This window comes from Bradyrhizobium sp. LeoB3, from assembly GCF_055456055.1.
On record NZ_JBVBEF010000001.1, the window covers coordinates 595,183 to 622,075 of the forward strand.

Annotated in this window: 22 protein-coding genes; 17 read left to right on the forward strand and 5 right to left on the reverse strand. The window is 63.3% G+C overall.

Features of this window, described 5'->3' with window-relative positions:
- Nucleotides 1-45 precede the first annotated feature (45 nt).
- The 6 genes from ACZXDY_RS02685 to ACZXDY_RS02710 all read left to right on the forward strand — a co-directional run bounded on the left by ACZXDY_RS02685 (nucleotide 46) and on the right by ACZXDY_RS02710 (nucleotide 6,588).
- Nucleotides 46-2,100 (forward strand): FUSC family protein, encoded by a 2,055-nt coding sequence (locus ACZXDY_RS02685; protein ID WP_464344362.1) that lies wholly within the window; start codon nucleotides 46-48, stop codon nucleotides 2,098-2,100.
- Nucleotides 2,097-2,303, forward strand: coding sequence for a DUF1656 domain-containing protein (locus tag ACZXDY_RS02690; RefSeq protein ID WP_028162150.1), 207 nt, complete (start codon nucleotides 2,097-2,099; stop codon nucleotides 2,301-2,303). Before ACZXDY_RS02685 ends, ACZXDY_RS02690 begins: the two co-directional genes overlap by 4 nt.
- Nucleotides 2,304-2,305: 2 nt before the next feature.
- Nucleotides 2,306-3,247 carry an efflux RND transporter periplasmic adaptor subunit gene (locus ACZXDY_RS02695; RefSeq protein WP_464344363.1) on the forward strand — a complete coding sequence of 314 codons (942 nt, stop codon included), beginning with the start codon at nucleotides 2,306-2,308 and terminating at the stop codon, nucleotides 3,245-3,247.
- Between the two features lie 222 nt (nucleotides 3,248-3,469).
- Nucleotides 3,470-4,120: a response regulator transcription factor gene (locus ACZXDY_RS02700; RefSeq protein WP_028162152.1), complete on the forward strand. Its 651-nt coding sequence runs from the start codon at nucleotides 3,470-3,472 to the stop codon at nucleotides 4,118-4,120.
- A gap of 230 nt (nucleotides 4,121-4,350) precedes the next feature.
- A complete protein-coding gene (locus ACZXDY_RS02705) occupies nucleotides 4,351-4,749 on the forward strand; it encodes a response regulator transcription factor (protein ID WP_028162153.1) in 399 nt (132 codons plus the stop codon).
- A gap of 303 nt (nucleotides 4,750-5,052) precedes the next feature.
- Nucleotides 5,053-6,588: an ATP-binding protein gene (locus tag ACZXDY_RS02710; RefSeq protein ID WP_464344364.1), complete on the forward strand. Its 1,536-nt coding sequence runs from the start codon at nucleotides 5,053-5,055 to the stop codon at nucleotides 6,586-6,588.
- 68 nt (nucleotides 6,589-6,656) lie between these two features.
- Here ACZXDY_RS02710 and ACZXDY_RS02715 read toward each other — a convergent pair whose 3' ends face one another.
- Entirely contained in the window at nucleotides 6,657-7,901 is a 1,245-nt protein-coding gene (locus ACZXDY_RS02715; protein ID WP_464344365.1) for an oxalate decarboxylase family bicupin, read from the reverse strand.
- Between the two features lie 289 nt (nucleotides 7,902-8,190).
- On the opposite strand from ACZXDY_RS02715, the gene ACZXDY_RS02720 reads away from it, so the two are divergent.
- On the forward strand, nucleotides 8,191-10,485 hold the full coding sequence (locus ACZXDY_RS02720) for an FdhF/YdeP family oxidoreductase (protein WP_464344366.1): 2,295 nt from the start codon (nucleotides 8,191-8,193) through the stop codon (nucleotides 10,483-10,485).
- A gap of 204 nt (nucleotides 10,486-10,689) precedes the next feature.
- Here the strand turns inward: ACZXDY_RS02720 and ACZXDY_RS02725 are convergent, their stop codons facing one another.
- The 3 genes from ACZXDY_RS02725 to ACZXDY_RS02735 are packed head-to-tail and all read right to left on the reverse strand — an operon-like array spanning nucleotide 10,690 to nucleotide 15,396.
- Nucleotides 10,690-11,100, reverse strand: coding sequence for a thioesterase family protein (locus ACZXDY_RS02725; protein WP_028162156.1), 411 nt, complete (start codon nucleotides 11,098-11,100; stop codon nucleotides 10,690-10,692).
- 10 nt (nucleotides 11,101-11,110) lie between these two features.
- On the reverse strand, nucleotides 11,111-14,224 hold the full coding sequence (locus ACZXDY_RS02730; RefSeq protein WP_464344367.1) for a multidrug efflux RND transporter permease subunit: 3,114 nt from the start codon (nucleotides 14,222-14,224) through the stop codon (nucleotides 11,111-11,113).
- Nucleotides 14,221-15,396 (reverse strand): efflux RND transporter periplasmic adaptor subunit, encoded by a 1,176-nt coding sequence (locus tag ACZXDY_RS02735; RefSeq protein WP_464344368.1) that lies wholly within the window; start codon nucleotides 15,394-15,396, stop codon nucleotides 14,221-14,223. The genes ACZXDY_RS02730 and ACZXDY_RS02735 overlap by 4 nt, the downstream gene beginning before the upstream one ends.
- A gap of 233 nt (nucleotides 15,397-15,629) precedes the next feature.
- Here ACZXDY_RS02735 and ACZXDY_RS02740 point away from each other — a divergent pair, with 233 nt between their 5' ends.
- Both ACZXDY_RS02740 and ACZXDY_RS02745 read left to right on the forward strand, forming a co-directional pair.
- On the forward strand, nucleotides 15,630-16,058 hold the full coding sequence (locus ACZXDY_RS02740; RefSeq protein WP_464344369.1) for a hypothetical protein: 429 nt from the start codon (nucleotides 15,630-15,632) through the stop codon (nucleotides 16,056-16,058).
- Nucleotides 16,059-16,346: 288 nt separating this feature from the next.
- The gene (locus tag ACZXDY_RS02745) at nucleotides 16,347-17,192 is read left to right on the forward strand and encodes a helix-turn-helix transcriptional regulator (protein ID WP_464344370.1); all 846 of its coding nucleotides are present in this window, start codon (nucleotides 16,347-16,349) and stop codon (nucleotides 17,190-17,192) included.
- A 54-nt stretch (nucleotides 17,193-17,246) separates the two neighbouring features.
- Here the strand turns inward: ACZXDY_RS02745 and ACZXDY_RS02750 are convergent, their stop codons facing one another.
- Complete coding sequence (locus tag ACZXDY_RS02750; RefSeq protein ID WP_028162158.1) at nucleotides 17,247-17,597, reverse strand: hypothetical protein; 351 nt, start codon at nucleotides 17,595-17,597, stop codon at nucleotides 17,247-17,249.
- A gap of 230 nt (nucleotides 17,598-17,827) precedes the next feature.
- On the opposite strand from ACZXDY_RS02750, the gene ACZXDY_RS02755 reads away from it, so the two are divergent.
- The 8 genes from ACZXDY_RS02755 (at nucleotide 17,828) to ACZXDY_RS02790 (ending at nucleotide 26,446) form a co-directional block, all read left to right on the forward strand.
- On the forward strand, nucleotides 17,828-19,033 hold the full coding sequence (locus ACZXDY_RS02755) for an MHYT domain-containing protein (RefSeq protein ID WP_464344371.1): 1,206 nt from the start codon (nucleotides 17,828-17,830) through the stop codon (nucleotides 19,031-19,033).
- Nucleotides 19,034-19,207: 174 nt separating this feature from the next.
- Complete coding sequence (locus tag ACZXDY_RS02760) at nucleotides 19,208-20,071, forward strand: FAD binding domain-containing protein (RefSeq protein ID WP_464344372.1); 864 nt, start codon at nucleotides 19,208-19,210, stop codon at nucleotides 20,069-20,071.
- A gap of 13 nt (nucleotides 20,072-20,084) precedes the next feature.
- On the forward strand, nucleotides 20,085-20,585 hold the full coding sequence (locus tag ACZXDY_RS02765; protein WP_028162161.1) for a (2Fe-2S)-binding protein: 501 nt from the start codon (nucleotides 20,085-20,087) through the stop codon (nucleotides 20,583-20,585).
- Complete coding sequence (locus ACZXDY_RS02770; protein ID WP_464344373.1) at nucleotides 20,582-23,002, forward strand: aerobic carbon-monoxide dehydrogenase large subunit; 2,421 nt, start codon at nucleotides 20,582-20,584, stop codon at nucleotides 23,000-23,002. Before ACZXDY_RS02765 ends, ACZXDY_RS02770 begins: the two co-directional genes overlap by 4 nt.
- The gene (locus ACZXDY_RS02775) at nucleotides 23,003-23,875 is read left to right on the forward strand and encodes an AAA family ATPase (RefSeq protein ID WP_464344374.1); all 873 of its coding nucleotides are present in this window, start codon (nucleotides 23,003-23,005) and stop codon (nucleotides 23,873-23,875) included. It begins immediately after the preceding gene.
- Nucleotides 23,872-25,080, forward strand: a complete 1,209-nt coding sequence (locus ACZXDY_RS02780; RefSeq protein WP_464344375.1) for a vWA domain-containing protein — start codon at nucleotides 23,872-23,874, stop codon at nucleotides 25,078-25,080. Before ACZXDY_RS02775 ends, ACZXDY_RS02780 begins: the two co-directional genes overlap by 4 nt.
- 12 nt (nucleotides 25,081-25,092) lie before the next feature.
- Nucleotides 25,093-25,920, forward strand: a complete 828-nt coding sequence (locus ACZXDY_RS02785; RefSeq protein WP_028162165.1) for an XdhC family protein — start codon at nucleotides 25,093-25,095, stop codon at nucleotides 25,918-25,920.
- 19 nt (nucleotides 25,921-25,939) lie between these two features.
- A complete protein-coding gene (locus ACZXDY_RS02790; RefSeq protein WP_464344376.1) occupies nucleotides 25,940-26,446 on the forward strand; it encodes an SRPBCC family protein in 507 nt (168 codons plus the stop codon).
- The last annotated feature ends 447 nt before the right edge of the window (nucleotides 26,447-26,893 follow it).

Sequence of the window (26,893 nt, forward strand, 5' to 3'; positions counted from 1 at the left end):
ATTGAGATCAGCGCGCAGTCTGCCCGATGTGCATAGGTGAGGCAGATGACCAGGGCGGCGTCGCTTCTGCTTGATTGGACTGCGGGCCGGCTTCCCGAAGCAAGACGGCTTGCCGACCGGCTGCGCGTTCCGGCGTCGGCGCTGATGTTTGGGTTGCGTTTGTGGGCAAGCGTTTGCCTCGCCCTCTATCTCAGCTTCTGGCTTCAGCTCGAGATTCCGTCCTGGGCCGGTGCATCGGCCGCGATCGCCAGCCAGCCGCACCTTGGCGCTGCGCTACGCAAGGGCTGGTTTCGCCTGATCGGGACGACGATCGGCGCTGTGGCGATCGTGGTGCTGGCAGCACTCTTTCCGCAACAGCGGGTCGGATTCCTGCTTGGACTGGCGCTTTGGAGCGCGGGCTGCGCTTTCGTGGCAACGCTGCTGCGCAATTTCGCGTCCTATTCGGCAGCGCTCGCGGGCTTTACCGCTGCAATCGTCGCAAGCGACCTGCTTGGCGCCACCGGTGGCGCCAATGGCGAGGTCTTCACGCTTGCGGTGAACCGCGCCAGCGAGATCTGCGTCGGCATCGTGTGCTCGGGCCTGGTGATGGCGATGACGGATTTCGGCGATGCGCCAAGGCGGCTGGCGAAGGAGATGGCTGCGCTGGCGACGGAAATCCTGGCTCAGCTCGTCGCGACGTTGTCGGAAAGGCGAGAGGGATCCCGCCGGATCGGCTTCGGTCTGGCGCAGCGGATCGGTGCTCTCGATCCCCTTATGGATGAGGCAGGCGGCGAGTCCTATGACGTTCGCTATCACATGCTGGAATTAGAGTCGGCATCGACTGGTCTTCTCCGCGCAATGTCCGCATGGCGAAGGGTGGCCGTCCATCTCGATCTGCTGCCAAGCGAAGAGGGGCGGCATGAAATCGGCCAGATCGCCCGCAGCTTTCCAACGGAGTTGACGGCGCAATCCGTCGGCGTTGCGACGATCGCACAAACCGATCCGGCGCGTTTGCGCAGGTCATGTGCTGCAGCCGTGCGTGAATTGCTCGCGATGCGATGTGCGACGCCGTCGATCAAGCTGATCGTCGATGAGGCGGCGCGGTCGCTGCTTGCGCTTCGAAGGGCGTTTGGCGGCTTGCTCGTGCTGACTGATCCCGCGCAGCCCGTTCGGGCGCGGCGGCATGAGAGGTTTCCGGTTCCGGACTATGCTCCCTCGCTTCTCAATGCGGCACGGGCATTCACCGCGATCGCCGCGGTCGAATTGTTCTGGGTCGTGACGGCGTGGCCGAATGGCGCGCTTGCCGTCGCCTTTGCGGCGATCGCGCTCACCCTGTTCTCGGCGCGGCCCGATCAGGCCTATGGCATCACCATGCTGTTCATGGTCGGCGCCGCCATCACCACCGTGCTCGCGGCTATCGCCAACTTCGCGCTTCTGCCGCAGATGACATCCTTCGCCGGCCTCTGCCTTGTGATCGGGCTTGTCCTCATTCCGGCCGGTGCGCTGATGACCCAACCCTGGCTGCCGCCGGTCTTCATCGCGCTGGTCGCGACTTTCATTCCGCTGCTCGGGCCGGCGAACCAGATGACCTACAATACGCTCGCCTTTTACAATGTCGCGCTGGCGATCTTCGTGGGACTCGGCGCGGCCGCGCTTGCGTTCCGCATGGTGCCGCCGCTGTCGGCGGAGCTCCGTGTCCGCCGTCTGCTGCGGCGGACGCTGCGGGAACTACGGCGCCTTGCCACCGACCGGCTGCAACTGACATCGGAGGCGTGGGAAGGACGGATCTACAACTACCTGCAGGCGCTCCCTGAAAAGACCGAGCCGACGGCACGCTCTGATCTCCTGTCGGCCCTGGTGGTGGGCAATGCCATCATCCGGCTTCGTCCCGTCGCCGGTCGCTTCGACCTTGATCAGGAGTTCTCCGTTGCACTGGATGCGGTCGCGCAAGCCGATATCGCGGCTGCGATCGAGCGCCTCGGAGACTTCGATGCGAAGCTTGCCGCGGTCGCGCCCACGACGCCGGGATTGCCCGTCAGGGAGCGGGCGCGCGGCAGCATCCTCGTGCTGTCGGAAACGCTCGCACAACATAAGACCTATTTCGAAACATCGCCGCCATGAGCTTTTCGGAAGTCAACCTGTTTGGCGTCTACGTCGCCCCGCTTTCGTTGCTGATGGTGGCGGCCTGGCTTATCCTGGTCGTGTTGCGACGGATGGTGGCGGGCTTCGGCTTGCTGCGCCATGTCTGGCATCCGGCGCTGTTCGTGCTCGCGATTTATATCATTCTGCTTTCATGCGTGGTTTTGGTGGTAGCTGAGGTGTAGCGATGTCTGAAGTTCAGACGCGATTGGCGGGGGATGAGAAAGCTCTGCTGCGCTCTTCGGCAGGCGGGGCGAGCCGCACGATATCGCTCAGTTCCGTGATCCCGGCACTGCTCACGCTGGGCGCTGTCGTGGTGGCGGCGTTGTTGGGATGGTTCGCGTGGGACGTCTATATGGGGCGGCCGTGGACGCGCGACGGCATGGTGCGGGCCTATGTCGTGACCGTCGCGCCGGAGATTGCCGGGCGGATCGTCAACCTGCCGGTCGCCGACAACCAGATGGTGCGCAAGGGCGACGTGCTGTTCGAGATCGAACCGAACGACTACCAGATCGCGTTGGACGCTGCCCGCGCTCAGGTTGCGCGCGACCAGGCCGCGCTCGACTACGCGCGCGCCAACGAAGGACGGCAGGCGAAGCTGCGCGGAGAAGGCTGGGTGTCGACGGACGTCTTTCAGCAATCGGCAAGCTCGCTGCATCAACTGCAAGCCGCTGTCGCCGCGGGCCAGGCCATGGTCTCCAAGGCGGAACTCAATCTCAGCCGTGTCACCGTTCGCTCGCCCGTCAATGGCTATGTGACGAATCTGCTGGCCCAGCGCGGCGACTACGCCAATATCGGCCAAAACCTGGTCTCGCTGGTCGACGCCGATTCCTTCTGGGTCGACGGCTATTTTGAGGAGACGAGCCTTGGAAGGATTCGCGACAATGATCCGGCGACAGTCCGCTTGATGGGCTACAGCCAGCTCATCCGTGGCCATGTCGGCGGGGTCTCGCGCGGCATCACTGTCACCAATGCGCAGCCGGGGCAGGGCGGGCTCGCGTCGGTCAATCCGATCTTCACCTGGGTGCGGCTGGCGCAGCGGATCCCGGTGCATATTCGCATCGATCATGTGCCTGACGGGGTGCGCCTCGTTGCCGGCACCACTGCCAGTGTGGAAGTCGGCCGCTAGGCCTTCGATCCCGGTTGGCTATTTTGTCGCAGGCATAGCAGCAGCGCCGCGGGAGCATGGTTGCGTCCTATTCCCGGCACCCCCGTAGAATTGCGGAGGTTCCGCTGATGTGTTCTAACGTCAGAGGTCAGGGATACCCGGAAAATCAGTTTTGAATCCGAAACATCCGTCTGCTGCCGTCCGCTGGAGTTCTCATTCGGCCATTGCATGCGGAGATGGCGCATGAATCCGTTTGCGTCGCCTCACGACCTGACGACGGGCCAGGAGTCAGTTGTCTTCGTCGTCGACGATGACGAGAGCGTACGACGGGCGCTTGCCAACCTGTTCCAATCGGTGGGCCTGGAGGTGCAGGAGTTCGGCTCCGCCGCGGAATTGCTGCACAGCAAGTTGCCTGATGTCGCGAGTTGCCTGGTGCTGGACATCCGGCTGCCCGGGTTGAGCGGGCTCGACCTCCAGCTCGAATTGGCCAGGGCCGACGTCCACATTCCCATCATCTTCATGACCGGTCACGGCGACATTCCGATGAGCGTCCGCGCCATGAAGGGCGGGGCGATCGACTTCCTGACCAAGCCGTTCCGCGATCAGGATATGCTCGATTCCGTGATGACCGCGATCAAGCGCGATCGCGAAAGGCGCGAGGCTGAGAAAGCCGTTACGGGCTTGCGAGAACATTTCGAGACCCTGACCGACCGTGAACGCGAAGTGCTGGCTTTGGTGGCTGCGGGCCTCATGAACAAGCAGATTGCGGCGCAGATCGGGGTTGCCGAGATCACCGTCAAAATCCATCGCGGGCGCGTCATGAAGAAGATGGGCGCAAAATCGCTCGCCGATCTGGTCAGGATGGCCGAAATGATCGGAATTCGCCGCCGATAGCTGTGGGCGAGAAACCTAAGTATGATTCCCCGGTATCTTGATAGAGCGCATTTTAACGTTACGAGCGTGCGATCCGGGGAAGCGGTGCCGGCTTTTCCGCGCGACAAATGGGGAACGTTTGCGCGGCAGATCGTGTGCCGGACAAGAATCTAGGCGGGCTGACGATTCGAGGAAAAGTCATCGCGCGCTAGCGGATCCTTATTCCCCGTTTCCCCAAAAGGACAGCGATCTTGCCGACAACACCGATGATCTCCATCATCGACGACGATGCGTCCGTCCGTACCGCGACCGACAATCTGCTGAGGTCTTTTGGTTATGGCGTTCTCGCGTTTGGGTCGGCTGACGAATTTCTGCAGTCCGGCGTGCTCGACCAGACCGCCTGCGTGATCGCCGACGTCAATATGCCCGGCACTAACGGCGTCGAGCTCCTGCTTCGCCTGCGCGCCCGCGGCAACGAGATACCTTTCATCTTTATCACGGCTTTTCCCGAGGCGGCCGTGTCCGCCCACGCCGCAAGTGCCGGTGCAGTCTGTCTCTTGACCAAGCCGTTCGAGACCGACAATCTCATTCAAAACCTTGAACAGGCCCTGCAGGGGCGTGATGGGCAAGGTCCGACTGTCAAGATCTGAATTCTTCGGCAGGCGGGTTTTTCCGACCCCGGTCGGTCGCCAGACGGGACGGGTCCCGATGATCACCAAAACCGCATCGCGGCCGCCGTTCACGGCTCGTCCACTCCTGCTACACGGAAATTCAACGGCTCTTGAGTTGGAAGAACGAGTCTTGAGTTGGAAGAACGCTTGCGCGACCGTAAGCAGGGATTTCATGATCGGGCGGCACAAGGAGCATTTGGCATGTATCCGGGCCAGCGTAGCAGCGAAACAGGTGCGCCCGCTTTGTCCGTCGATGCCCCGCGGCCATCTTCAGATTGGCGCTTGGGACTGACCGATTTCGATCAGACGCCCTGGGCGACGTTCTCCCGTTATGCGGTTGCGATCTTGTCGGTCGCTGCAGCTCTAATCGCCTCCAAGGCCGCGGTCGAGTACCTGAACATCGAACCGTACGTCTCGCTGTTCCTCTGCGCGATCATGTTTGCGGCCTGGTTTGGTGGCCTCGGCCCCGGCTTGGTGTCGACTGCGCTTGCAGGTTTGGCGTTCGAGTATTTCGTGGCGACACCGATTGGTTCGTTCGAGATCGATGTTCATCAGATCCCGCGAGTGACTTTGTTCTTGATCACGGCGCTGTTCGTCAACTGGATCGCTTCAGCACAGCGAAAGGCGACGCGATCGCTCGAGCTTTCCCGCCGCGACCTGTTGGGTGCGCTCGAAGCGCAGAAGCGGACCGAGGCCCGGCTGCTGCGGAGCGAAATGTACCTGGCCGAAGCGCAGCGGCTGAGCCGCACCGGCAGTTTCGGCTGGAAGGTGGCGACCGGCGAGATCAGCTGGTCGGAGGAGACGTTTCGGATCTTCGAATGCGATCCGGCCACAACGCCGACACTGGAGTTCGTTCTGCAGCGCATGCATCCCGAAGATCGGGATTTCGTGCAGCAATTGCTCGACGAGGCCTCGCAGAATGGCGTGGATTTCGGTCACGAAGCCAGGCTGGTGATGCCGAATGGCGCGCTAAAGCATATTCGCACTTTGGCCCATGCCGTGAAGAACGGTCCTGATGGCATCGAGTACATCGGCGCGGTGACCGATGTCACCGCCGCCAAGCAGGCCGAGGCCGCACTCAACGACGCGCAGGCGGACCTCGCGCACGCGACGCGCGTAATCACGCTCGGCGAGTTGACGTCCTCGATCGCCCACGAGGTGAACCAGCCGCTGGCCGCGATCATGTCAAACGGAGAGGCTTGCCTGCGCTGGCTCGACCGCGGCGCGGCAGGCATGGAGCATGCGCGGCGCTCGGTGGAATGGATCGTCAAGGATGTCAGCCGCGCGGCCGACGTGATCGGGCGCGTTAGGGCGCTGGCGCGCAAGACCGATACGGAGCGGGCGCTTCTCGACATCAACGAGGTCGTCAACGAGGCCCGCGTGCTGATGCGGCGCGAGCTCACGAGCAAGCAGATCACGCTGCGTACGGAGCTTGCGACCGATCCGCTGATCGTCCGCGCCGACCGGGTTCAATTGCAGCAGGTCGTCATGAACCTGGTGATGAATGGCATCGAGGCGATGCAGCCGGTTACGGATCGGCCGCGCGAATTGCTGATCCGATCGCAGCGCAGTTTCGATGCCGATCAGGCCATCCTGATCATGGCGGACTGCGGCGTCGGCTTTTCCGACGAGAACGCCGAGCGGCTGTTCAATGCGTTCTTCACCACCAAGTCGGCCGGCCTTGGCTTGGGATTGTCGATCTGCCGCTCGATCGTTGAGGCCCATGGCGGAAAGTTGTCTGCATCCCGCAATGCCGGGCCGGGCGCGACCTTCCAGTTCACCCTGCCGCTCCATGAGGATGTCGGACGGGCGCAATGAGTCCGCCCGACTGCGATCATGCCTTCGGCAAGATACCCAGGTTCATGCCTTGGGCATGATACCCAGGTTCATGCCTTCGGCATGATACCCGGACTGTTGTCGGGCCACTTGGCAATCATCGCTTCGTCGATGTTGAGATGCTGCGCTACCAGCTTGGGCGGCGTATGCGTGAGCCAGTTCGTCAGCGAGACTTCCTCGTAGCGAGGGGCGCGGAACACGCCGACGAATTGCAGGTCGGTGTCACCGACGTTCTCGACATAGTGCCCGTAGTTCTTCTTGATGTAACCGATGTCGCCCGCGTTGAAGTCCATTGTCAGCGCATTGGGGCCGGTGTTGAACACCGTCATCCGGGCCTTGCCCTTGATGTAGTATTGCCACTCGTCGGCGTTCGGATGCCAGTGCATCTCGCGGACCGCGCCCGGCTTGAGGGTGACCAGCGCCGAGGCCACGGTCGTTGCGACATTGAAGTTGGTGCTGTCGGCAACGTGAATGGTGCCGGCCTCGGACTGCTTGAGCGGGCGCGAGCCTTCGAGCGAGAAGATGAAGGGATGCGGCGGCATCTCTGCGTTCCTGCTCATCGCGGCGCGGTCGCCGGCGAGGTCGCCTGGCACGGTGCCCTGGAATATCCAGAGGTTGTGCAGCGGAATGTTCGCGAAGCTTTCGACCGGAACTCCGAAGTTCTTGGCGAGCACTTCGGGCGGCGTGTGGGCAATCCAATCCGACAGCAGCAGCGTATTGAACTCGTCGGCGTGGCCGTCATCGAAGCAGATCACGAACTCGCAGCCGTCGGGTCCGAGGCCCTGCAGCGAGTGTGGCGTGCCGGCCGGAAAATACCAGAGGTCGCCCGCCTTGAGGTCGCCGACATAAGGACGCCCCTCTGCATCGAGAACAGTCACGCGGCAGGTGCCATAGGTCATAATGGCCCACTCGACGGCCTGATGCCAATGCAGCTCGCGAATGCCGCCGGCGGCGAGGCGCATGTTCACGCCGGATATTTCCTTCGAGATCGCGAAATCGTCGACCGTGACCTGCCGCGCCCAGCCGCCGTTCTGAATGCGTCTCGGTGCATTGTTGAAGGACGCCCAGGTCGTAGGCAGGCCGCCAACGTCGGTCGCGGGCGGAGTGAATGCGGATGGAAACTGTTTTGCAATGGCTGGATTCTGCGGACCGGGATCGGTCAGACTTCCAGGCGACTTGGCGTTGATGGCGCCCTGAGGCGGCTCGTCCGGATTACCGAAGCTTGCCGCATGCGCGGATGCGGTCATTGCGGCTCCGACAGCCGACGCTGCCATAAAATCTCGTCGCGAGAACATGAGCTGAGACTCCAGAAAGAGATGATCGAACCGGCACAGATCCGCTCATCAGCGGCCCGTTCATCAAGACCTAGGCAGGCGCTGTTGGTTTTGCTTCCGTAATGACACGCTTTTTCTGGAACGCACTGCCGCGATGACAGATGACGCGCAGTTGCGTGAGCACGACGTGCTAGCTTCTCACGCGGCGAGCGGTGCGATTGTGCAAATCCCGCCTCGTTTTGGAAAGACATCGGTTGGACAGCTCTCCTTTACTCAACCGACCCTGGCATTCTAAAAAAGGCCTTTGCCGATGACCGTTCGCAAATCCATCCGTCCCTATCATCAGCCGGCCGGCGGATGGGGAGCGCTCAAGGCGTTGAGCGAGCATCTGATCGAGCAGCGCGTTCCGATCAAGGGCGCGACGACGCTGAGCCGGATGAACCAGCCCGAAGGATTCGACTGTCCGGGCTGCGCCTGGCCTGATCCGAAGCATACGTCGTCGTTCGAGTTCTGCGAGAACGGCGCCAAGGCAGTTGCGTGGGAAGCGACGGCGAAGCGCTGCACGCCGGAGTTCTTCGCCGAGCACTCCGTCACCGAGTTGTCCGGCTGGAGCGATTACGATCTCGAAATGGTCGGTCGGCTCACCCATCCGATGGTCTATGACAGGACGTCCGATCATTACCGTCCGGTAAGCTGGGATGATGCCTTCGCGATCATCGGCCGCCACCTCAACGCACTGCCCGACCCTAATATGGCGGAGTTCTACACCTCGGGTCGCACGTCGAACGAAGCCGCGTTCCTCTATCAGCTTTTCGCCCGCGAATACGGCACCAACAATTTTCCTGATTGTTCGAACATGTGCCACGAGGCGACCAGTGTCGGCCTGCCGCAGTCGCTCGGGGTGGGGAAGGGCACCGTGCTGCTCGACGACTTCGACAAGGCGGACTGCATCTTCATCTTCGGCCAGAATCCCGGCACCAACAGCCCGCGCATGATGACGAGCCTGTGGAAGGCGTCGCGTCGGGGGGCCGCGATCATCTCCTTCAATCCGTTCCGCGAGCGGGCGCTGGAGCGCTTCCAGTATCCGCAGAATCCGATCGAGATGGCGACCTTTTCGGCCACCAAGATCAGCTCGCCGCTCTACCAGGTACGCGTCGGCGGCGACATTGCCGCGCTCAAAGGCATCATGAAGGTGATGGTCGAGGAAGATGAGGCTGCGCGCGCAAGCGACAAGCCCGAGATCCTCGATTGGGATTTCATCCGTGGCCATACAGCCGGCATCGAGGCATTCATCGCGGACCTGAAGGCGGCGCAATGGCCTGATATCGAGCGGCAGTCCGGTCTCTCGCGCGAGGATCTGGAGCATGCCGCCCACGTCTATATGAAGGCCGAGCGCGCGATCATCGTCTATGGCATGGGCATCACCCAGCACAAGCGCGGCGCCTGCAATGTGCAGCAGCTTGCCAATCTCGCGCTCCTGCGCGGCCACATCGGACGCGAGGGCGCAGGCCTTTGTCCGGTGCGCGGCCACTCGAATGTGCAGGGCGATCGCACCGTCGGCATCACCGAAGTGCCGACCAAGGAATTCCTCGATCGGCGGGAGCATCGCTTCGGCTTCAAGCCGCCACCCGCGCACGGCCACAACGTGGTGACGGCGCTCGAGGCGATGCTGCGCGGCGAGGTGAAGGTGTTCGTCGCCATGGGCGGCAATTTCGCCGCGGCGATACCGGACTGGCAGCAGACGCAGGCCGCGTTGCGCAATCTGGATCTCACGGTCCATGTCTCGACCAAGCTCAACCGCAGTCATCTGATCCATGGGCGCGATGCGCTGATCCTGCCGTGCCTCGGGCGCACCGAGATCGACATCCAGGCGACCGGACCGCAATCGATCACGGTCGAGGATTCGATGTCGATGGTTCATGCCTCCGGCGGCCGCAACAAGCCAGCCTCCGAGCATCTCCTGAGCGAGCCGGCGATCATCGCCGGAATCGCACGCGCCACCCTCGGCAACCGCAGCGTGGTGGATTGGGAGGCCTTAGTCGCCGACTACGACCGCATTCGCGATGCGATCGAGGACGTGTTCCCGATCTTCCAAGGCTACAACGCCCGCATCCGCGTGCCCGGCGGCTTCCATCTCACCTCGACGGCGCGCGAGCGCATCTGGATGACGCCGTCGGGAAAAGCCAATTTCCTGCTGTTCGAAGGATTGGGCGAAGATAGCTGTGAAAGCGATCCGGAGATGCTCTGGCTGAGCACCATCCGCAGCCATGATCAGTACAACACGACGCTCTATTCGATGTCCGACCGCTATCGCGGCGTGTACGGTCAGCGCGACGTGGTGTTCCTGAACGAGGCGGAAATGAAGAAGCGCGGCCTTGCGGACGGCGACCGGGTCGATCTCGTCACGCTCTCGACCGACGGAATGGAGCGCAGCGTGCACAATTTCCGCGTGGTCGGCTATTCCTTCCCGAACGGCTGCTGCGCCGCCTATTATCCCGAGACCAATCCGCTGGTGCCGCTCTATGCGCATGATCCCATGAGCTTCACCCCGTCGTCCAAGGGCATTCCGGTGCGGATCGTGCGCTCGGTGAGGGAGCAGAACTAAGCGGGCCCGCTCTCTCCTCCCTCTCCCCGTTCTTGCGGGGAGAGGGTAGGGTGAGGGGCTGCTTCCACGGATACGGTGCGAGTTGCACTCGCGGAGGCTCCCCCTCACCCGGAATTCAAGCTTCGCTTGAATTCCGACCTCTCCCCGCAAGCGGGGGCGAGGTGGAGGTCCCGAGATCTGGTCTCGTGCTCCGCTAAAGAGGACTCACGCAGCCGCATTCTCATTCACGCCGAACCGCTTCTCGAATTCTGCGACGTTGACGATGCCGCGGCGGTGGGTGCCTTCGCCGATCTTGCGCTCCTCGTTCCAGGCTTCGACGGCGAACAGGATGTGCCTGGAATCGAGCTCGGTGACGCGGGCGGTCGCGCGTACGGTCTGGCCGATCGGAGTTGCCGCGAGATGGCGGACGTTCACCTCCATGCCGACGCTGACAAATCCCTTCGGCAGCGCCGCTGAGATGGCGGCACCTGCGGCGATCTCCATGTGCAGGATCATCATCGGCGTCGCATAGACCCGCGGCATGCCCGGAACGAAATGTCCGACCGTCAGTTCCGGCGTCACGATGATCATCGTTTCCGCGGTCATGTCGAGCTTCAAGAGTTCACGTGCATCCATATCCACTTCCTTATTCTGCGGCTGCCGCAACCACTTTCTCGGCGGGACGCTTGCCGATACTGCCGAGCCATTTGCCCAGCCTGTCGAGATAGAGATAGACCACCGGGGTGGTGTACAGGGTCAGGACCTGCGACAGCATCAGGCCGCCGACGATGGTGTAGCCGAGCGGCTGGCGCAGCTCCGACCCGGTGCCGGTTCCGACCATCAGCGGCACGCCGCCGAGCAGCGCCGCCATGGTCGTCATCAGGATCGGCCGGAACCGCATGGTGCAGGACCGATAGATCGCCTCTTCCGGGCTCAAGCCCTCATTGCGCTCGACCTCGAGCGCGAAGTCGACCAGCATGATGCCGTTCTTCTTGACGATGCCGATCAGGAGGATGATGCCGATGATGGCAATGACGGTGAGATCCATGCGCACGGCCATCAGCAGCAATAGCGCACCGATGCCCGCCGAAGGCAGCGTCGATAGGATCGTGATCGGATGGATGAAGCTCTCATAGAGCACGCCCAGAATAATGTAGATGACGATCAGCGCCACGCCGATCAACAGCGGGGTGCCCGACAGCGACGACTGGAAGGCTTGCGCGTTGCCCTGGAACGACGTCGCGAGCGAGGCCGGCTTGCCGGTTTCCTTTTCGATATTCTGAATGCCGGCCACCGCCTCGCCGAGCGACGCGCCGGGCTTGAGGTTGAAAGAGATGGTGACCGACGGGAACATGCTCTGATGGTTGATCAAGATCGGCGCCGGCTTGATCTCGCTCTTGACGAGCTGGCTGAGCGGGACCTGCTGGCCGCTCGCGGAATTCACGTAGATGTCCTTCAGCGCCTCGGGCCCGTACTGGAAGCTCGGATAGACCTCCATCACGACGTGATACTGGTTCAGCGCGGTGAACATGGTCGAGACGATGCGCTGGCCGAAGGCGTCATCCAGCGTGTTGTCGATGGCGGAGGGAAGGATGCCGAAGCTCGACGCTATCTCGCGATTGACGGTGACGTCCAGCATCGGACCGGCGTTCGCCTGATCGCTGGCGACGTCGGTGATGAACGGCAGGCTCCTGATCCGTTCTAGGAAGATGGCCGACCAATGCGTCAGCTCGTTCGAATCCGCGTCGGTCAACGTGTACTGATATTGGGTCTTCGACAGCCGCGCGCCGATGGTGATGTCCTGCGCGGCCTGCATGTAGAGGGTGATGCCCTGGATGTGCGCGAGCTGCGGCCTCAGCCGATTGATGATCTCGTCCGCGCTCGCCTTGCGCTGTGGCTTGGGCTTCAGCATGATGAAGATGCGGCCCTGATTGAGCGTCGCGGTCGGGCCGCCCGGCCCGATATAGCTCGCCACCGAATCGATGGCGGGGTCCTTCAGCAGCGTGTCGACCAGCACCTGCTGCCGCTCCGACATCGCCGGGAACGAGATGTCCTGCGCGGCTTCGGTGATGCCGACGATCTGGCCGGTGTCTTCCTGCGGGAAGAAGCCTTTCGGAATGACGACGTAGAGAAATCCCGTCAGCGCGATCGTACTCAGCATCACCATCAACGTAACGAACCGATGGCGCAGCACGACCTTCAGGCCGCGGGCATAAAGCGCGAGCAGGGAATCGAAACCCCACTCGAAGGCAAGATAAATCCTGCCATGTTTCTTGTGGCTGTCGTCCTTCAGGAGCCGCGAGCACATCATCGGGGTCAGCGTCAGCGAGATCACGAGCGACAGCAACAGCGAAGCCGTGATCGTGATCGCGAATTCCTGGAACAATTTGCCGACATAGCCGCCCATCAGGAACAGCGGGATGAACACTGCGATCAGCGATAGCGTGATGGAGACGATCGTGAAGCCGATCTCGGCTGAACCCTTCAGCGCGGCCTGCATCGGCGTGAGGCCTTTCTCGAGATGACGCACGATGTTCTCGATGACGACGACGGCATCGTCGACGACGAAGCCGACCGCGATCGACAGCGCCATCAGCGACAGATTGTCGAGGCTGTAGCCGAGCACGTAGAGCACCGCGAAGGTGCCGATCAGCGATAGCGGGACGGTGACCGCCGGAATCACGGTGGCCCAGAGGTTCCGCAGGAACAGAAAGATCACCATCACGACCAGAGCTACCGTCAGCATCAGCGTGAACTGGACGTCGGCGACGGCGGCGCGGATGGTGGTGGTGCGATCGGCCGCGATCGTCACCTTGATCGCGGGCGGAATGGATGCCTGAAGCGTCGGCAATAGCTTCTTGATGCGGTCCACGGTCTCGATGACATTGGCGCCGGGCACGCGCTGGACCGCGAGGATGATCGCCGGCTGCTTGTCATACCACCCGGCCAGCAGGTCGTTTTCCGGAGCCTCGATCGCCTTGCCGATATCCCGAATCCGCACCGGAGAGCCGTTGCGATAGGCGATGATCAACTCGTCATAGGCGGCGGGATTGAGTAACTGATCGTTGGTGTTGAGCGTGTAGGTCACGCGCGGGCTGTTGAGCGTTCCCTTCGGCAGATCGACATTGGCGCCGGCGATGACGGTGCGGACATCCTCAAGGCTTATTCCCCTTGCGGCGAGCGCCTGCGGATTGACCTGAATGCGGATGGCGGGCTTCTGCTGACCGCCGATGCCGACCAGGCCGACGCCGGGAATCTGGGAGATCTTCGGCAGCAGGATGTTCTCGGCATAGGCATCGACCGTGGTCATCGGCAGCGATTCCGAGGTCAGCGCGATCAGCATGATCGGCGTCTCGGCCGGATTCACTTTCCGGATCGTTGGTGGGTAGGGAATATTCTGCGGCAGATAGGGGCTTGCGGCATTGATCGCCGAGAGCACGTCGACGGCGGCGCTGTCGACAGTGCGCGAGAGCTCGAACTGGACGACTACCTGGGCCACGCCGAGCGCGCTCGATGACGTCAGTTGGGTGACGCCGGGGATCTGGCTCAATTGCTGCTCGAGGGGCGTCGCGACAGAAGATGCGATCGTCTGCGGGTCGGCGCCGGGCAATTGCGCCGAGATCTGGATCGTCGGGTAGTTGACGTTCGGCAGTGCGCCGACCGGCAACAGCGGATAGGCGGCAAGTCCACACAGCAATAGCCCGGCCATCAAGAGGACGGTCGCGATCGGCCGGGCGATGAAAGGTGCCGAGAGGTTCATGGAATAGCCTTCTGCACCGAGCTTTGCAGATCGGCTTCGGTTGCGGCCTTGCCGTGCAATTCCTTGACGCGGCTGCCCTGCTGCAATCTGTATTGGCCATCGACCACGACGGTCTCATTGGCCTTGAGGCCGTCATCGATCAGTGCCTGTCCCTGGCTGATCTGGCCGACCTTCACGGAGCGCAACTGCGCGGTCCCATCCGGCGTCACCACGTAGACATAGGAGCCGTTCTGGCCTTGCTGGACCGCGGAAGCGGCGATGGTCAGCCCGTCTTTGCGGGTTTCAAGCAGCAGGTTGACGTTGACGAGCTGGCCGGGCCAGAGCCGATGCGCGGCGTTCGGGAATTCGGCCTTGAGCTGGATGCTGCCGGTCGTCTGCACGATCTCGTTGTCGACGAGGAGCAGCTTGCCTTCATCCAGCTTGATCTTGTTGTCCTGACTGTAGGCGATCACCTTCAGCGGACCCTTGGCCATCTCCTCTTGGATTCGCGGCAGATAGCTTTCCGGCAGCGTGAAGATCAGTGAAATCGGTTCGATCTGGGTGACGACCACGAGGCCGTTCGGATCGGTCGGGTGAATGATGTTGCCGACGTCGATCTGGCGCACGCCGGTCACGCCGGGAATTGGCGAGGTCAAGCGCGTGTAGCTGAGCTGGATCTTGGCCTCGTCGATCTGGGCCTGATCCGCCTTCACCGCGCTCTGCAACTGCGCCACCTGCGCCTGCTGGGTCTGGATCAGTTGCGGGGTGGCATAGCCCTTGTTACCGAGCTGGGTGTACCGCGACAGATTGGCCTGTGCGTTCTCGAGCTGCGCATTGTCGCGGGCGAGGTTGGCGGTCAGTTGCTCGATCTCCGCCTGATAAGGCCGCGGATCGATTTGCGCCAACAGATCGCCGGCCTTGACGGTTTGTCCTTCGACAAAGGTGATTTGCGTGATCTGTCCCTGGATTTGGCTGCGCACCAGGTCTGTATTGTAGGCGATCACCGTGCCGACGCCGGTCAGATAGATCGGGACATTGCTGCTGGTGACGGTCGTCGCGATCACCGGGATCGCCGCCGGCTCCGGCACTGCGGCGGCTTGCTCTGACGTCAGCGGGCGCTTGATGTACCAGAACCCGCCGCCCGCCAGCACCACGAGCAGAGCGGCCACTGCGATCGCGATCTTTCGCTTCACGGCATGCCTCGTAAATGTGTTTGTCTCAACAGCCGCCTGGTGCCGCCGTCGTTGTTGTGGTGCCATCGGCCGGACAAGGCAGCGCTTCGGCCGGAGGCGAAGAACCTACTGGCGATGACGCAGGTGACGGGAACGACAGCGCCGGACTGAGACCCGCACTGCCCAGTTCAGTCGAGCCCAAGGGAACTCCGATCGGTCCCACGGATGACGATGTCGACGTCATGGGACGCACGATGCTCGTCGTGCCGTGCGCGCCGCAGCCGGCCGAGGAATGTCCCGACAGCCCGCCGCCATCGAAAACCGCTCTCGGTTTGCTGGCGGTGAAACAGTTTTCGTTTCCGAAACTCATGGCGGCGCCGGATTGCGGCAGCACCGGACTCGTGCCGGGTGTTGCAAGTTCGGTGGACCCCAGCGGAATGCCTGCCGGCCGGATGGCGGAACCCGTTGCCGAACCGAGCGGCGAGGCGAGGTTCGGAAATGGCTGCACGCCAAGCGTCGCTGCCTGCGCGGTCGCGGGTTCGAGCGAAATCGATTCGACGGCGAGCCACAGCGAAATGCAAGCAGCGAGTGCGGCGATTAGGGATCGTCGTCCGGACGTGCGCGAAAGCTGGTTTCGCCTCGACCGAAGCGGACCTGTCATAGGACGGCTCTCCGGAGGTTAAGCTCTCCGAAAAGTTACTTCCCGCCTTCCGCGACGGTATTTCAAGAACGCACGCCCTACCCGTCGAACGCACGCAGCAGATACCAAGGTATGATCGCCTTAGCTCCACAATATACGTACGTGAAAACGCCCGTAGAATGGAGCGAGCGGCGGTGCTAGATATTCTCCAAGGCACAAGTCGGAATGCAGCCGCTCCGAGGAGAGGCGCTCAAGGAAGAGTGATCTCTCGATTGGTAACGTGTACAGGCCTTCCGGCGTACGGTCACCATGGCGACAGAGAGATGGTACCATGCCGCAGATTCAGCTTCGACGAGATGACAACGTTCACTTCAACGATGGTCTGCCGGTTCACGCGACTGTCCATGAAACACCATATCGCCGCAAGACAGCCGCAGCCGAACGTGTCAATGAGCCGACGCAGGCGGGGCTGCTGCCCGGCCGTCCTGTCATCGATGACAGGATGGCGCTTGCCTTTGAACGCCTGCACCTCGTGCTCGCGATCGCAGCACAGGGTCATGCGGAGGGGAATGCCGCTGAGCGCGACGCGCTGCTGAACGCCGCCGGCAGCCTCGATCTCCTCCAGCACAAGGCTGCGATCGAACGGCTCAAGGATCCCGTCATCAAATGCCTGTCGGATGCGCTCGCGGACACCGGGCAGGCCTATGACCGCCATGCCGGAATTCGCGCCGATGCGCTGCGGCTCGCCGTGGCGATCAGGTTGCTTGGGTTGCAGGCCGAGAACGGGTCATTCGTCAATGATCGAGCTGTCACGACGGTTCCTGCCGAGCGACCGGTCGGGGGATTGCAGAAGTGGCGGCTGAAGCGTGTCGCCGAATATGTCGACAGCCATCTGTCGAAGAAGATCACGCTCTCGAATCTGGCGGTCGTTGCGGGATTGAGCCGGATGCATTTTGCTTCGCAATTCCGGATCGCGACTGGCCTTCGGCCGCACGAATATCTGCTGCGAAAGCGCATCCGCCGCGCCGACGAACTGCTTCGGCACACGACGATGACGATCGTCGAGGTTGCCCTGAGCGTCGGATTCCAGACCCAGGCTCATTTCACCACGGTGTTCAAGCGGATCGCGGGAAGCACGCCGGCTCAGTGGCGAAACGCGCGCTCCGTTAACGGCTAGGCCTCCGGCTACGCTCATTTGGCAGCCGCACGCCGTGCGGCCACCTGTGACGGCTCATCGCGCCGCCGCGAGCGCACGTGTGGCCTTGTCGACTTGGGCGTTGCATTGCGCGGCATCCCCTGCGCGATCGGCGGCGCGGGCAAGATTGAGCGCATTGAGCACGCGTTGGAGACGCCGCCCATATTTGCCTTCGGTGGCAGCGATCGATCGCGGCGTCGGCTGGTAGTTGCGCGTCGCGTCGAGACTCTCCTTCTGCCAACCCCCGGCGCCGGCGCGTTTCTCGATCGCGGCATCGGCCTGGGCTTGAAGGCGCGCGATCGAGTCCTCGCAGGGACCGGCATGGCTTGGCGGAATCGTCAGAAGCAGGATGAGGATGGCGGCCCCGAACGGCGCGACCTTTTCCATGGGTTCGTCTCCTTGTGTGCGGCCAACTGTTACTTGGTTACCAAATGACAACGTTCGTGACGATGTCTTTCGCAATTGAACGTGCACGCGCAACCATAGGCTTTTCGAGATGACATCGCATCTGCGAAGGGAACAGGGCGTTGCTGCAGCGGTAGACTGTCTCTGACTGTCCGGTTATGTAGGGAGGCTAGGGAGGGGCCAGCCCGTGGAGACGGGCGGCCGAGACGATCATGTTCGAAGGACACGATCCCTATCTCGTCGCGCTGTCGGTGGCGATCGCGATCCTGGGTGGATATACGGGCTTCAGCCTGGCGGCGCGGATTCGCGGCACGCCGGGAGGCAGCAACCGCATCCTGCTCGCGGGCGCCGCCGCGTTTCTGGCTGTCGGCATCTGGACCATGCATTTCGTCGGCATGCTGGCGGCCCCGCTGCCGCCCGACACCGTCTATCTGGTCCTGCCCACGATCATCTCCTTTCTGATCTGCGCGCTGGTGGTCGGCATCTCCCTGTTCTTCGTCAGCATCGGCGAGCCGTCGCTCAGGCGCGTGGCCTCGTCCGCCGTGTTGCTCGGCGCAGGGATCGCCAGCATGCATTATGTCGGCATCCACGGTCTGTCCGGTCATTTCACGATCGAGCACGACGACGCATTCGTCCTGTTGTCGGTGATCGTCGCGATGGTGACGGCCTATGGCGGCCTGCGCGCCTTCCTCGCGCAGCAGGAAGGCTTTCGACTGGTTGTCAGCTCGATTGCCTTCGGTGTCGCCGTCTCCGGCATGCATTATACGGCGATGGCGGGGATGCATTTCGCACCGCTTGCGGCGGGGACGCATCAGCATCTCGGCGGCGGACTTGCTGCGTCGCAACAAATCCTTTCGATCATCGTTGCCGTGCTCTGCTTCGTGATCGCGGCTGGCTTCCTGCTGTCGCTGGTGCCGGATCCGCGCCGCCAGAATCTGGTTCCGGCGATGGCCGGCGAGGTCGCGTTGCCTGCCGATGCGCTCGTGCCCGAAACGGTCGCGGCTGCCGCTGTTGCACCGCGGCTGAGCGTGGCGCCGCTCGGCGGTGTCGGCCGGCCGCCCCGTTCGGCGCCCGCGCCGCGGCTGCCGGTGGAAGGCGCCGACGGCACACACTTTATAGATATCGCTGACGTGCGCAGCGTCCGGGCCGATGCGCATTATACCCGGGTGCATGACGGGACTCGGGAGCGGATGTGTCCGTGGTCGATCTCCGAGGCCGAGGCGCAGCTCGATCCCGCTCTGTTCATGCGGGTGCATCGCAGCCACATCGTCGCGATCCCGCATGTGGCCTTCGTCCGCAGGGAGGGCGATGGCGCGATCATCGAGCTCGACGGCACTTCGCCGCATCGCGTCCCCGTCAGCCGCGCCAAGATCGCCGAGGTCAAGGCGCGACTCGGTCTCAGCCGTCGCCATGCCTAGGCCCGGCTCCGGCCAATAGGTCGCTGCGGTTGACGCAATTCGTGTCCTGCAATCCGCATTTCGTGCGAAAAACCCCATTCCGTGCCCGAACGATTGCGGTCGGGAAAAACCGGAGAGACCGTCCTGCCAACGTCCACGCGCCCGACCGGCGCCAAAGGACGATTGGAGGAAACGATGATCCCGGGACCTTTCAGCTATCACCGGCCGGCTACCCTGGCCGGCGCGGTCAAATTGCTGGCCGATCTGGGCGACGACGCCCGGCCACTGGCCGGCGGGCACAGCCTGGTGCCGATGATGAAGCTGCGGCTCGCCACGCCCACTCATCTGGTTGATCTTCACGGCGTCGCTGATCTCAAGGGCATCAGCCGCGACGGCGACACGATCGTGATCGGGGCAATGACCACCCAGCACGAGCTGCTGGCGTCCGGGGACATCCGGCAATCTCTGCCCATCCTGCAGGAGGCGGCAGCCCTGATCGCCGATCCCCAGGTGCGCTACCTCGGCACCATCGGCGGCAATGTCGCCAATGGCGATCCCGGGAACGACATGCCGGCGTTGATGATCGTGCTCGGCGCAAATTTCCGCCTGAGCGGACCCGGTGGTGAGCGCGAGGTCGCGGCGAGCGAATTCTATCAGGGCGCCTATTTCACCGCGCTCGAGCCCGGCGAAATCCTGACATCGATCTCCATTCCGGTGCCGCCGGCCGGTCACGGCTATGCCTACGAGAAGCTGAAGCGCAAGGTTGGCGATTACGCCACCGCTGCCGCAGCCGTCGTGCTGACCATGGCAGGCGGCAAGGTCGCGACCTGCGCGATCGGGCTGACCAATCTGCACGAGACGCCGCTGCTCGCGACGGACGCTGCCAACGCCGTGATCGGCAGCAATCTCGATGCGGCCACACTGAAGCAAGCCGCGTCCGCCGCGGAAGCGATCATGGCGCCGGCGGCCGACGCCCGAGGTCCGGTCGAATACCGCAAGCATGTCGGCGGCATCATGGTGATGCGCGCGCTGCAGCGCGCCGCTGGCCGTGCGGCATAGAGGGAGAGAACAGATGGCAAAGACGCATGTGACCATGAAAGTGAACGGCGCGGAGGTCGAAGGGCTGGTCGAGCCGCGGACGCTGCTCGTGCACTTCATTCGCGAGAATCTGCAGCTCACCGGCACCCATGTCGGCTGCGAGACCACCCATTGCGGCGCCTGCACCGTCGATCTCGACGGCATGTCGGTGAAGAGCTGCACGGTGTTCGCCGTGCAGGCCGACGGCTCCGAGATCACCACCGTCGAAGGGATGGCCAACCCCGACGGCTCGCTCTCGGCGCTGCAGGAAGGTTTCCGCATGATGCACGGCCTGCAATGCGGCTTCTGCACGCCCGGCATGATCATGCGCGCGCACCGGCTGTTACAGGAAAATCCGTCGCCGAGCGAGCAGGACATCCGCATGGGCATGTCAGGCAATCTCTGCCGCTGTACCGGGTACCAGAACATCGTTCGGGCGATCCAGTATGCCGCCGCCAAGCTCAACAATGTCGAATTCAAGGAGGCCGCGGAATGAACGACATGACTCCCACGCGGGAACAACGCACCGCCGCGCTCGAAGGCATGGGCTGCAAGCGCAAGCGTGTCGAGGACATCCGCTTCACGCAAGGCAAGGGCAACTATGTCGACGACGTCAAGCTGCCGGGCATGCTGCATGGCGATTTCGTCCGCTCGCCGCACGCACATGCACGCGTCAAGGCGATCAAGACTGAAGAGGCCCTGAAGGTACCGGGCGTGCTCGCGGTGATCACCGCCGAGACGCTGAAGACCGTCAATCTCGCCTGGATGCCGACGCTCGCCGGCGACGTGCAGATGGTGCTGGCCGACGGCAAGGTGCTGTTCCAGAACCAGGAGGTGGCCTTCGTGGTCGCGACCGACCGCTACGCCGCCGACGATGGCATCAACAAGGTCGAGGTCGAATACGAGCCGCTCCCGCCGCTGGTCGATCCGTTCAAGGCGATGGACCATAATGCGCCAGTGCTGCGCGAGGACCTCGCCGGCAAGACCACGGGCGCGCATGGGCCGCGCAAGCATCACAACCACATCTTCGAGTGGACGGTCGGCGACAAGGACCTGACCGATGCGGCGTTCCGAAAGGCCGAGGTCACGATCAAGGAGATGATTTCCTATCACCGTACTCATCCGTCGCCGCTCGAGACCTGCCAGTGCGTGTGCTCCTTCGACAAGGTCAAGGGCGAGCTGACGATCTGGGGCACCTTCCAGGCCCCGCATGTGATCCGCACCGTGGTGTCGCTGATCGCCAAGCTGCCGGAGCAGAAGATCCACGTGATCGCGCCTGACATCGGCGGCGGCTTCGGCAACAAGGTCGGCGCCTATCCCGGCTATATCTGTGCGGCGGTCGCTTCCATCGTCACCGGCAAGCCGGTGAAGTGGGTCGAAGACCGGATCGAGAATTTGACCGCAACGTCCTTTGCGCGCGACTATCACATGACGACCGAGATCGCCGCGACCAAGGAGGGCAAGGTCACCGGCCTTCGCGTCCATGTGCTCGCCGATCACGGCGCGTTCGATGCCTGCGCCGACCCGTCGAAATGGCCCGCCGGTTTCTTCAACATTGTCACCGGCTCCTATGATTTCCCGACCGCGCATCTGACGGTCGACGGCGTCTACACCAACAAGGCGCCGGGCGGCGTCGCCTATCGCTGCTCCTTCCGCGTCACCGAAGCCGCCTATTGCATCGAGCGCGCGATGGACATTCTGGCGCAGAAGCTCGGCATGGACCCTGCTGAGCTGCGGCTGAAGAATTTCATCAAGCCGGAGCAGTTTCCTTATCACTCGGCGCTCGGCTGGGAGTACGACTCCGGCGACTATCACACCGCCATGCGCAAGATGATGGAGACAACCGACTACGCCGCGCTCCGCAAGGAGCAGGCGGACAAGCGCGCGGCCTTCAAGCGCGGCGAGACCCGCGAGATCATGGGGCTCGGCGTCTCCTTCTTCACCGAAATCGTCGGCGCCGGCCCGTCGAAGAACTGCGATATCCTGGGCATCGCGATGTTCGACTCCTGCGAGATCCGCATGCACCCGACCGGTGCGGGCATCGCGCGCATGGGGACCAAGAGCCAGGGCCAAGGGCACGAGACCACATGGGCTCAGATCATCGCCACCGAGATCGGTATTCCCGCCGACAACATCATGGTCGAGGAGGGTAACACCGACACCGCGCCATACGGGCTCGGCACCTACGGCTCGCGCTCGACGCCGGTCGCAGGCGCTGCGATCGCGATGGCGGCGCGCAAGATCAAGGCGAAGGCGCAGATGATCGCGGCCTACAAGCTCGAAGTCCATGAAGATGATCTCGAGTTCGATATCGACGGCTTCCGCGTCAAGGGGTTGCCGGAGAAGTTCATGTCGATGAAGGATATCTGCTGGGCCGCCTACAACTCCGTGCCGCCGGGCATGGAGCCGGGGCTGGAGGCGGTGAGCTATTACGATCCGCCCAACATGACCTATCCGTTCGGTGCTTATCTCTGCGTGATGGACATCGATGTCGATACCGGCGTCTACAAGGTCCGACGCTTCTATGCGCTCGACGATTGCGGCACGCGGATCAACCCGATGATCATCGAGGGCCAGGTGCATGGCGGGCTCACCGAAGCCTTCGCGATCGCGATGGGCCAGGAGATCCGCTACGACGACACTGGCAATGTCGTGACTGGCTCGTTCATGGACTTCTTCATGCCGACCATGGTGGAGACGCCGCATTGGGAGACCGACTTCACGGTGACGCCGTCGCCGCATCATCCGATCGGTGCCAAGGGCGTCGGCGAGAGCCCGAATGTCGGCGGCGTGCCGGCGTTCTCCAACGCCGTTAACGATGCCTTCTCGTTCCTCGGCTCGACCCACATCCAGATGCCGCATGACTTCTGGCGCAACTGGAAGGCGGCGAAGACTCTCGGAGCGGTTGCCTAGATGAAAGGACGTGAGGAGATCGCGCAAGCGCTGGCCGCATCGGGTTACATCGCCGATGCGGAGCTGGCGACCGCGATCTCCCTGATGCGATTGCTGCGGCGTCCGCTGCTGCTGGAAGGCGAGGCGGGCGTCGGCAAGACCGAGGTCGCGAAAGCGCTGGCGCAGGCGTATTCGACCGAGCTGATCCGCCTGCAATGCTATGAGGGGCTCGACCAGTCGGCCGCGCTCTACGAATGGAACTACCAGCGGCAGCTCCTGGCGATCCAGGCGCATCATGGCGAGGATGCCGATGCCGTCGAGGACCGGATCTTCTCCGAGAAGTATCTTCTCGAACGGCCGCTGCTCGCTGCGATCCGCCGCGCGCAGGCGCCGGTGCTGCTGATCGACGAGATCGACCGCGCCGACGACGAGTTCGAGGCGTTCCTGCTCGAACTGCTGTCGGACTTTCAGGTCTCGATCCCCGAGCTCGGAACCGTCTCCGCCGTGACGATCCCGCATGTCGTGCTGACGTCCAACGGCACGCGCGAGCTTTCGGATGCGTTGCGGCGACGCTGTCTCTATCATTATGTCGACTACCCCGATGTCGATCGCGAGACGCGGATCATCCTGGCGCGAATTACGCATGTGAGCCCGTCGCTGGCACTGCAGATCGCGCGCATGGTGGAGGCGATCCGCAAGGAGGATCTGCGCAAGGTCCCCGGCGTCGCCGAGACGCTGGATTGGGCCGCGGCGCTGGTCGGCCTCGATATCCGCGATCTCAATGATGCGCCGGAGACGGTGCATGAGACGTTGATCTGCCTGCTGAAGACTCATGAGGATCGCGCCCGCTTCGCACCTGAGGTGACGCAGCGCCTGCTAGGGAAGGTCGCATGAGCTGCTGTGGCACCAATCCGGGCTTTGAGGAGATCGACGAGGTCTCGCGGCTGGTCTCGGGTCGGCTTGCAGCCTTTCTCCGCACGCTGCGCGACAACGGCTTTCGCATCGGCCTTGCCGAGGGCCGCGATGCCGCGGCGCTGATGGCCGAAGGCTATGCGGCGCGGCCAGGATTGTTGCGGTCGGCGTTCAAGCATCTGTTCTCGGCGCGGAAGTCGGATTGGGAGAAATTCGAGGGGCTGTTCGATGCGTTCTGGCTCGGCAAACGCGTGCGCTCGCGGTCGCGGACCATGGCATCGGGGCAGGCGGCGAACAGTCCATCGCTCAAGCGCCTGCAGGAGCGCCAACCTGCGCCGGGCGGTGGCCAATCCGCGACTGACCAAGTGCCGTCGTCCGACGATGTGCCCGAAGGACGTAGCGGTGAGGGACGGATGGAAGGCGCTTCGCGGGCGGAAAATCTCGCCGAGGTCGATTTCCGCAAGCTCGCCGATCCCGACCAGGTTGCGCAGGCGCATGAGGCTGCAGCGCAACTCGCCAAGGTCATGCGTACGCGATTGACGCGGCGGGATCTTGCGCGGCGGCACGGCTATCGGCTCGATCTGCGCCGCACCATCCACCGCAATATCAATCATGGCGGCGTGCCGATCAGCCTGGTGGAGCGGCAGCGCAAGGACAAGCCGCTGCGGCTGATCGTGCTCTTGGATGCGTCGGGTTCAATGAGCATGTACACCAGCGTGTTCCTGCGCTTCATCCACGGCGTGCTCGACGAATTCCGCGAGGCCGAGGCATTCCTGTTTCATACTCGTCTGGCTTACGTCTCTGACGCCATGAAGGAGAAGGACGCCGGCCGCGCGCTCGACCGGCTCTCGATCATGGCGCAGGGCGCGGGCGGTGGGACCCGGATCGGCGAGAGCCTGCAGACCTTCAACCGCTGGCACGCTGCGCGCGTCATTCATTCGCGCAGTTGCGTGATGATCGTGTCCGATGGCTATGAGACCGGCGATGCGGCGCTGCTCGGCCGCGAGATGGCACAGCTTGCACGACGTTGCCGCCGCATCGTCTGGCTCAACCCGATGATGGCTTGGGAGGGTTATGCGCCGGAGGCGTTCGGCATCAAGGCGGCGCTGCCGCATGTCGATCTCTATGCACCCGCCAATACGCTGCAGAGCCTGCGCGCGCTCGAGCCGTATCTGGCGAAGCTCTGAAGGAGTCTTCCTATGACCGCTCATGTCGAAGTCATGGACTTGGTCGCGCAGATGAAGTCGGCCGAACGGGCTTTCGTGCTGGCCACCGTGGTGCGCACGGTCTCGGTAACGGCGGCGAAGGCCGGCGCGAAGGCAATCATCGCGCCTGACGGCACCATCGTTGCGGGGTGGATCGGCGGCGGCTGCGCGCGCAGTGCAGTACTGAAGGCAGCGCGTGAGGCGCTCGCCGATGGCGTGCCGCGGATGGTGTCGGTGCAGCCGCAGGACCTGCTCGCCGAGCTCGGCGTCAAGGCCGGCGAGAGCCGCGGCGGCATCCGCTTTGCCAGCAACATGTGCCCCAGCCAAGGTACGATGGATATTTTCGTCGAGCCGGTATTGCCGCATCCCTCGCTCATCATCCTTGGCGCGAGCCCGGTGGCGCTGTCGCTGGCCGCGCAGGCGCGGACGCTCGGCTATCACGTCACGCTCGCCGCGCCCGCCGCCGATGTTGCCGCGGTGCCCGATGCCGACGAGCGGATCGACGGCTTCCAGTTGGGCAAACTGAATGACGCGAAGCGCTTCATCGTGGTGTCGACGCAGGGAAAGGGCGATGAAGCCGCCTTGCGCACGGCGGTCGCGATCGATGCCTGCTATCACGCTTTCGTCGGCAGTCGACGCAAGATGGCTTCGCTGCGCGCCAAGCTGATCGGCGAGGGCGTGGACGCTTCGCTGGTTGACCGCGTCAAGGCTCCGGCCGGCCTCGACCTCGGCGCCATCACGCCGGAGGAGATCGCGATGTCAATCCTGGCCGAGATCACGATCGAGCGGCGGCGCGGCCAGCGCTTGCCGGTTTCCGCCTGATATCATTGAGGACCTACTCATGCAGATGAACGACAGCCAGCGTATCCCCGCATCGAAGGAAAGGGTGTGGGCGATGCTGAACGATCCCGCGGTGCTCAAGCAGTGCATTCCCGGCTGCGAGCGCCTTGAGATGACGTCGCCAACCGAGATGACCGCGACCGTCGTCATCAAGGTCGGACCGGTGAAGGCGTCGTTCGGCGGCAAGGTGACGCTGTCCGATCTCGATCCACCGAACAGTTATCGCATCTCGGGCGAAGGCTCCGGCGGCGTCGCCGGCTTCGCCAGAGGCGGCGCGACGGTGCGGCTGGAGGCGGAAAGCGCCGAGGTCACCGTGCTGCATTACGAGGTCGACGCGCAGATCGGCGGCAAGCTCGCGCAGCTCGGCTCGCGGCTGATCGATTCCACGGCCAAGAAGCTCGCCGGCGAATTCTTCACGCGCTTCGCCGCTGCAGCGGGCGGGACGACGGATGCGGCACCGCCGGAAGCCGGCGAGAAGAGTGGCTGGATCGCAAGCCTGATGTCGTGAGGGTTTTGCTCACTTTACGGATTCTCTCGCGCCTCGCACCGGTGTCGTCCCCGCGAAGGCGGGGACCCATAACCACAGGGAGGGATTGTTGCGCGAGCAAGCGGTTGCAGCGGAGCGGGTCCCGGGTCAAGCCCGGGACGACGTGGGGCGAGGTTCGGATTCAAATGTCAAACAGCGCTCCGCTGTCATCGTCCGGCTTGACCGGACGATCCAGTATTCCAGCGGCGGCAGTGCCTGAGCCGAGACGTCGCCGGATACTGGATGCCCCGCCTTCGCGGGGCATGACGGAGGAATTCGTGAGGGATACAAGTTCGCATTCTCGCGGCACGTTGCGTCCGAGCTTTGCGTCTCGTTTCACCCTCTCAATCGCCAGAGGGCGCAGGGAAAGCCGGGTGCTGGTTGCACCCGTGGGTCCCGTGCAACAAAAAGCACGGGGGTAGGACCACA